The sequence below is a fragment of the Actinomadura sp. BRA 177 genome (genome assembly GCF_013372625.1).
Lineage (GTDB): Bacteria > Actinomycetota > Actinomycetes > Streptosporangiales > Streptosporangiaceae > Spirillospora.
Window position 1 is genome coordinate 1 of sequence record NZ_JABXFD010000165.1, and the last position, 5,891, is coordinate 5,891.

The window sequence follows — 5,891 nt, forward strand, 5'->3', positions numbered from 1 at the left end:
GGGATGGCCGGGGTGGCGGGGCCCTCGCCGTTGAAGGCGCCCGTTCCCGGGGGGTTGGTCAGATGAGGCCCTGGGCGAGCATGGCGTCGGAGACGCGTTCGAAGCCGGCGATGTTGGCGCCGACGACGTAGTCGCCGGGAGCGCCGTAGCGTTCGGCGGTCTCGTAGCAGGTCTCGTGGATGTTCGTCATGATCGCAGCCAGTTCCTCCTCGACGCGGGAGAACGACCAGCAGGCGCGGCTCGCGTTCTGCCGCATCTCCAGGGCGCTGACGGCGACGCCGCCGGCGTTGGCCGCCTTGCCGGGGCCGAAGGCGACGCCCGCGTCCTGGAAGATGTGCACGGCGTCCGGCGTGGTCGGCATGTTGGCGCCCTCGGACACCGCCTTGACGCCGTTGCGGACGAGGACCCGCGCGGCCTCCGCGTCCAGTTCGTTCTGCGTCGCGGACGGCAGCGCGATGTCGGCCGGGACGTCCCATACTCGACCCCCGGGGACGAACCGGGCGGACCCGCCGCGCTTCTCCGCGTAGTCGGACACGCGGCCCCGCTCGACCTCCTTGATCGTCTTGATCAGGTCGAGGTCGATGCCCTTCTCGTCCACCACGTAGCCGCTGGAGTCCGACACGGTGATCACGTTGGCGCCGAGCTGCTGCGCCTTCTCGATCGTGTAGATCGCGACGTTGCCGGAGCCGGACACGACGATCTGCTGGCCGTCCAGGTCCTCGCCGCGGCGGCGGAGCATCTCGGAGGTGAACATGACGTTGCCGTAGCCGGTCGCCTCCGTCCGGCCGGCGGAGCCGCCCCACAGCGCGCCCTTGCCGGTCAGCATCCCCGCCTCCCAGCGGTTCGTGACCCGGCGGTACTGCCCGAACAGGTAGCCGACCTCGCGGGTGCCGACGCCGATGTCGCCGGCCGGGACGTCGGTGTGCTCGCCGACGTGCCGGTACAGCTCGGTCATGAACGACTGGCAGAACCGCATGACCTCCTCGTCGGAGCGGCCGTGCGGGTCGAAGTCGCTGCCGCCCTTGCCGCCGCCGATGCCGAGCCCGGTCAGCGCGTTCTTGAAGATCTGCTCGAAGCCGAGGAACTTGACGATGCCGAGGTTCACCGTCGGGTGGAAGCGGAGCCCGCCCTTGTACGGGCCGAGCGCGCCGTTGAACTCGACGCGGAAGCCGCGGTTGACGTGGATCTCGCCGTTGTCGTCCTGCCAGGGGACCCGGAACATGATCTGCCGCTCCGGCTCGATGACCCGCTCGACCAGCTTGGCGGCGGCCAGCCCCGGCCGCGCGGCCAGCACCGGGCCGAGGGATTCGAGAACCTCGTGGACGGCCTGATGGAACTCAGGTTCGCCCGGGTCGCGCCGCAGGACCCTGTCGTAGGACTCTTCCAGGACGGCGAGGGTCTCGGGCGGCGCCGGCAGACGGGGGGCCAGTGGCATGGTGAGGTTCCTTCCTTCAGTCCCCTCCACTCTAAAACGTGCGTTTCACCGCCTGAGACGCGGTGACCGCAGGTCGGGACCCGTCCATGACTGACAACTGACCTTCCACCGACACACAAGGCGCCTGCCGGACGACCACGACGCCGGGCCGCGTCCCTCCCTGGGCGGGGACGCGGCCCGGCGGGTCCGGGAGACGTGCCGTCAGCCCGGGCACTTCTTCCACGCGAAGTGGTACGTGGTCTTGACGCCGCCGTCGGCCGAGTCGAAGGCCATGAAGCTGGTCTGCGACGCGTCCGCACTGCCCTGGTACACCCGCAGCTCGGTGTTGATGTTGAAGTTGCGGTCCTCGCCGCAGGGCGCGAACACGAGCTCGGTGACGGGCGTCCGGTCGGAGAACTGCCAGTTGTCCGAGTAGGCGCCCTTGATCGTGTGGCTGACCGGCGTCGTCTGCGCCATGCCCTGGTGGTAGTAGTTGGCCTTCTCCATGCCGGACGCGCCGTCCGCCAGGTACGCGAAGCCGCGGTAGTCGGCGCCGGCGATCGCGTAGGTGAACCCCTGCGGGACGTGCACGCGCAGGTTGATCTGGCAGTTCTTGCGGAAGTCGGTCGGGTTCGAGCCGCCGCCGGCCTGGGCCAGGTAGTCGCTGTAGGTGACGGTGAACGCGGTGTTGTCGCTCGCCGTCGCCACCGCGGCGGTGCCGGCCGCGCAGCCGGACCCGTTGACCGTGAGGACGTCGATGACGATCCGGTCGGGCGGCGGCGGGTCGGCGGGCGCGGCGGAGGCGGGGGCCGCCGACAGCGGCAGCGCCAGGGCGGCCGCGCAGGCCGCCGAGACGGTCAGTCCTTTGCGCATCGGTCGTTACTCCTTTACTCGGGGCTCCTTACCGCGGGGTGTTCACCACGGGCTTTCGCCGCGGGGGTGTTCACCACGGGGGGCATTGCATCCAGGAGAAGTGAGGTGATTCCATCCTCATCGGCCCTGGTGTTCGAGGGTGAGGATCGCTTGGACCACAGCGGTCATGCGACTGGGTGAGCAGCGTGCCTTGCGCAGGATGTGCCATTGCTTGAGGGTGGCGGCGCTGCGTTCGCCGACGGCGCGGACCTTGGCGTGGTACCGGTTGAACAGCTTCTTGCGCTTCCCGAGCCTGCGGCCCTTCTTGCGCTTGTACGGAGTGCCGATGGCGCCGCCGGCTCCCTGGTACCCCTTGTCGGCGTAGCCGGCGGTCGCCCAGAAGGTCAGGCCGTCGATGATCCCGTGCTCGCGGGCCGCGGTCAGGTCGTGCACCGAGCCGGGCAGTGCCGGCGAGGCCCAGATCAGCTCGCCGTGCGGATCGGTGAGGAACTGAACGTTCACGCCGTGACGGCGATGCTTGCCCGAGTAGTACAGGCGGTCGCCTGCGCCCGACAGCCGGTCGATCGGTGCGAGCGTGCCGTCCAGCACGACATAGGCCTTGCGCCGCGCGATCCGCAGTGCTTGCCGCAGGTCCGGGGCCAGTTCGGCGAGCAGGTCGATCACCTCGGTGACGTAGCGGTGCGCGGTCGCGACGCCGACACCGAACGCGGCCGCCAGGCGCGCGAAGGTCTCGTTGCGGCGCAGGTACACCAGCACCAGCAGCGCCTGACGGCCCGGCGGCAACCGCCGCCACCGGGACCCGAGCGCCGTTCGATGCCCGCGGACCAGGTCGGCCACGAACTCGCGGGCCGAGGGAGACAGATCCAGCGCAGCACGGTAGAACATCAACAGGAGCTCCTGGTGGTCAAGGTGGTCGCAAACCTCGACTTACCAGGAGCTCTTTCGATTACCGACCCGCCGCGCGGCCCGCGATCAGCCTGTGACCAGCGGAGATCAAGATGGAATCAGCTCAGTGGTAGGTGGTGTTGATGCTGCCGTCAGTCGAGTCCATGGAGATGAAGCTGACGTTGGCCGGGTCGGAGGTGCCCCGGAGCACCCGTAGTTCGGTGTTGATGTTGAAGTTGCGCTCCTCGCCGCACGGCTTGTAGACGAGCTGCGCCACGTCGTTGGTGTCGGTGAACTGCCAGTTGTCGGCGTACTCGCCCTTGAGGCTGTGCGAGATCGCGGCGGTCTGCGGCATGCCCTGGAAGTAGTAGCTCGCCTTCTCGATGGCGCTGGCGCCGGGCTCCAGCCACGCGAACCCGCGGTAGTCGCTGGACGCGATCGCGTAGGTGAATCCCTGCGGGACGTGCACCTTCATGCTGATCTGGCAGTTCTTCCGGAACTCGGTCGGGCTCGAGCCCCCGCCGGCCTGCGCCATGTAGTCGCTGTAGGTGACGGTGAACGCCTCCTTGTCGTCCGATACGGCGACCGCGGCGGTGCCGGCCGGGCATCCGGACCCGTTGACGGTCGCGATCTCGATCGTCACCCCGTCCGGGCCGCGCCGGAGCGGGGCGGCGGAGGCCGGCGCGGCGATCCCGGCGGTCACGGCGGTCACGGCGATCCCGGCAATTGCGGCGGCAGCGGAAACGGCAATCCCTTTACGCATGCGATTCCTCCTCGCTGGAGCCTGCGCAAAGGGAGCGTAAACTTCCCAGGTCAAGGGGGTCAATCAGCATTTTTCAACACGGTGATACCCGATGGAGCGGGCCAATTAAAGCGCTCCAGAGCCCGCCAACAGGCACGTTGGAACGTCCATGAAATTTTCCTTTAAAAGGGAGCGTTCCATCAAGTTGCACAACAAATTCAAACGACCGTGTACAGAACGCGTAGAAGCGGCGGCCAGGGCACGCGAAGCCCGCCGGGCGGCCGGCTGCGGGACGGCCGGGTCTAGCCGCGGAGGCGGTCGGCGAGGACGGCGGCCTGGCTGTGGTCGATGTCCTTGGTCGCGGTGAGGAGGGTGAGGGTGCCGTCGCCGGCGAGTTCGCGGAGCCGGTCGAGGGCGGCGGCGCGGTCGGGATCGCGCAGCTCGGCGTCGTAGCGGTCGGTGAACTCGCCGAACTTGTCCACGTCGTGGCCGTACCACTTGCGCAGCTCAGTCGAGGGGGCGACGTCCTTCTCCCACTCGTCCAGCCGGGCCTTGTCCTTGGACAGCCCGCGCGGCCACACGCGATCGACCAGGACCCGCTTGCCGTCATCGGACGAGGCGGGCTCGTACACCCTGCGCAGCTTGACCTCCATGCTTCCTCCATACCCCGTCTGCGGAAGCGATGCGCGGGTTTTGTCGGTGCCGGGCCGTAGCCTCGGCCCAGCCGATCGGCGGGGAGGTCGCATGACGGATTCGCGGGTGCCGTTATGGCGGCTCAGCCCGGCGCAGCGGCTGCTGGAGGGCGGCGCGCTGCTGAACTCGCTCGCGTTCTTCGCGGCGATGCCGTTCGCGCCGCTGTACCTGAGCGAGCACACGGGCCTCGGCAAGCCGGCGGTCGGCGCCGTCGTCGGGGCGGTGGCGCTCGTCGCCGCGTTCGGCGGGCTGCTCGGCGGGATGATCGTCGACCGGCTCGGCGCGGTCCCGCTGCTGCGGGCCGGGCTGCTGTGCTACGTCGCGGTGTACGGGCTGCTGGCCTCGGTCCGCGACGCGGCGGCGATCGTGGTGCTGTTCCTGCTGCTGGGCGGGGCGCGGCTGATGGTGGAGCCGGGCGCGAAGAAGCTGCTGTCGCACGCGGCGGATGACGAGGGCCGCATGTTCCGCGTGCGTTACATGACGCTGTGCGCGGGTGCGATCGGCGGGCCCGCGATCGGCGGTGCGCTCTACCACGTCGGCCCGGTGGCGTTCTTCGCGGTTCCCGCGTTCTTCTACGCGTCCTACCTGCTCTTGGTGCTGGTGCGCAATCGCGACCTGGTGGCGTTGCAGCCGCCGCGCATCAAGGGGGCCGAGTCGTCCGCGCGGGAGTCGGTCACGGTGACGCTCCGCGACCGGCGGCTCCTCGCGGTCGTCACCGGCGGCATCGTGGTCTTCTTCGTCTTCTCCCAGCTGGAGTCGATGATCCCGTTGTACATGAAGGGCCAGTACGGCGACCGGACCGAGGGGTATTTCGCCGTCCTGTTCATCACCAACGCCGTTCTCGCCCTGGCCCTGCAGCTTCCGATCGACCGGGTCTCGGGGCTCCTCGGCCGCACCACCATGATCGTGCTGGGCGCGGCGAACTTCACGATCGCGTTCGCGTGCTTCTGGGCGAGCCCGTCCGGCCTGCTCTGGCTGTACGTCGGGATCGCCTTCTGGACGATCGGCGAGGGCATCCTGCTGCCGATGCCGGACATGGCCGTCCACGAGATGGCGTCCGACGAGCACAAGGGCGCCTACTTCGGCCTGTCGGAGGTGCGGCAGCTCGGCTTCTTCCTGGGCCCGTTCGCCGGCGGCTTCCTGCTGGACGCCGGCACCACGCCGTACTTCCTGGTCATGGGCACGTTCATCTTCGCCTGCGTCCCCCTCCTGATGCGCCGCTCCGCACCGGCCCCGGAGCCGATCCACCCCGTCCCCGCCGGCTGACCGGCGGCCTTCACACCG

At 69.3% G+C, this 5,891-nt stretch carries 6 protein-coding genes; 1 reads left to right on the plus strand and 5 read right to left on the minus strand.

The genetic code is table 11. The features are described 5' to 3' along the window. Nucleotides 1-58: 58 nt before the first annotated feature. From gdhA to HUX53_RS05485, 5 genes are all read right to left on the minus strand, one after another. Nucleotides 59-1,435 (minus strand): NADP-specific glutamate dehydrogenase, encoded by a 1,377-nt coding sequence (gene gdhA / locus HUX53_RS05465; RefSeq protein WP_176402079.1) that lies wholly within the window; start codon nucleotides 1,433-1,435, stop codon nucleotides 59-61. Nucleotides 1,436-1,636: 201 nt separating this feature from the next. Next, complete coding sequence (locus tag HUX53_RS05470) at nucleotides 1,637-2,287, minus strand: DUF4360 domain-containing protein (RefSeq protein ID WP_176402080.1); 651 nt, start codon at nucleotides 2,285-2,287, stop codon at nucleotides 1,637-1,639. 117 nt (nucleotides 2,288-2,404) lie between these two features. Continuing rightward, nucleotides 2,405-3,175, minus strand: a complete 771-nt coding sequence (locus HUX53_RS05475; RefSeq protein ID WP_176402081.1) for a transposase family protein — start codon at nucleotides 3,173-3,175, stop codon at nucleotides 2,405-2,407. Nucleotides 3,176-3,296: 121 nt separating this feature from the next. Continuing rightward, nucleotides 3,297-3,935, minus strand: coding sequence for a DUF4360 domain-containing protein (locus HUX53_RS05480; protein WP_176402082.1), 639 nt, complete (start codon nucleotides 3,933-3,935; stop codon nucleotides 3,297-3,299). A 281-nt stretch (nucleotides 3,936-4,216) separates the two neighbouring features. After that, nucleotides 4,217-4,567, minus strand: a complete 351-nt coding sequence (locus HUX53_RS05485; RefSeq protein ID WP_176402083.1) for a DUF488 domain-containing protein — start codon at nucleotides 4,565-4,567, stop codon at nucleotides 4,217-4,219. A 91-nt stretch (nucleotides 4,568-4,658) separates the two neighbouring features. Here HUX53_RS05485 and HUX53_RS05490 point away from each other — a divergent pair, with 91 nt between their 5' ends. Then, the gene (locus HUX53_RS05490) at nucleotides 4,659-5,873 is read left to right on the plus strand and encodes an MFS transporter (protein WP_176402084.1); all 1,215 of its coding nucleotides are present in this window, start codon (nucleotides 4,659-4,661) and stop codon (nucleotides 5,871-5,873) included. Nucleotides 5,874-5,891: the final 18 nt, after the last annotated feature.